1 protein-coding gene is annotated in these 1,452 nt (G+C 73.1%); it reads right to left on the bottom strand.

The window, feature by feature from the left end:
- Positions 1–1,439 (bottom strand): CBM35 domain-containing protein (locus AB0J97_RS51600; protein WP_364104821.1); only part of this gene is annotated, 1,439 nt, incomplete at its 3' end.
- Positions 1,440–1,452 lie beyond the last annotated feature (13 nt).

Raw genomic sequence — 1,452 nt, 5'->3', positions numbered from 1 at the left:
ACGGTCCCGCAGGTCCCCGTGGTGAACGAGGCCGACGGTGTGCTCGGCGTGGAGAGCTGACCGGCGGTGTCGCGGGCGACGACGTCGAGCTGGTAGGTGTGCGCGCACTCCAGCGGCACGCTCGCGGTGGTGGCGGGCGGGGCGCCGGTGACGGTGGCCAGCACCGTGCCGGAGGCGTGGTCGCGGACGAGGTAGGCGCGCACGCCGCCGTCGTCGGTGGAGGCGGCCCAGGTGACGGTCGCCGTCGTGGGCTGGACGCCGCTGACGGCGGGCTGACCCGGCTGCGACGGGGGGTCGTCCGGCGGCGCGGGCAGCGTGTGGCAGGCGGCCTCGGGGCTGCTCAGCGAGACGTTGCCGGAGGCGTCGCGGGCGAACACCGACAGCTGGTAGCCGAAGTCCGGGTTCAGCCCGGTCAAAGTGGCCGGCGGTGCGGGGGCGGTGGCGATGAGCTGGCCCTGCTGGTAGATGTCGTAGGCCGCGACGCCGATGTTGTCGGTGGCGGGCGGCCAGTCGAGCTTCAGGCTGTTGTGGGTGATCTCGCCGCACACCGGTTGGCCGGGCGCGCTCGGCTTCTCGGTGTCGCCCGGTCCGCTGACGCGCAGCCGGTCGAGGTTGGGGCCGCCGTTCGCGGTGGTCGCGGTGGCCCGTACGGTGTTGGCGCCCGCGTTCAGGGTGGCGTTGAGCGTGACCTCGTTCCAGGTGGTCCAGGCGCCGGTGCCGGGGAAGGAGCGGGTGGTCGCCGAGCCGTTCACGGAGATGCTCATCGGCCGGTCGATCGTGGTGCCGTTGGCGTAGCGGAAGGTCAGGCTCTGCGGGCCGGTCGCCGCCGCGCTGACCTGGAACTCGACGTACGAGCCTGTCGCGTTGTCGTAGTTGACGAAGCCGGAGCCGGTGTATCCGGCGTGGTTGGACTCCACCACGCCCTGGACGATCGTGGCCGTCTCGGCCTGGTGGTCGGTGAAGCCGCTGACCTGGACGTCGGCGTCCAGGTAGTCCCAGTTGGGGTTGCCGCCGGCGGTGGCGGCGGTGGCCCTGATCGTGTTGGGCCCCGCCTTGACCTGGGCGGTGAGGGTGACCGTGGCCCAGGTGTCCCAGTTCGCGGTCGGGGCGAACGCCCGGGACGCGGCCACCACCGAGCCGTTGACCGCGAGGTCGCTGGGCCGGTCGGCGGTGGTGCCGTTGGCATAGCGCAGGGCCAGCGTGGCGGTCCCGGCGGCGGGCGCGTCGACGGTCCACTCGGTGTAGGCGCCGGCGACGTTGTCGCCGTTCACGAAGCCGCTGCCGGAGTAGCCGGTGTGGTTGGACTCGACGGCCCCCTGCGAGACCGTCGCGTTCTCGGCCTCGTACCGGGTGGGGGCGGCGTCGGCTGGGCCGGCGGGTACGGCCAGCATGCCCGCGACCAGCGCGAGGACGCACAACCGGGACTTCCACAGGTTCATCGGGTGGCTCCTG

This window comes from Nonomuraea sp. NPDC049607 (genome assembly GCF_040675375.1).
Lineage (GTDB): Bacteria > Actinomycetota > Actinomycetes > Streptosporangiales > Streptosporangiaceae > Nonomuraea.
The sequence above is the reverse complement of the archived record's forward strand: the minus strand, read 5'-3'. Positions and strand labels throughout refer to the sequence as shown.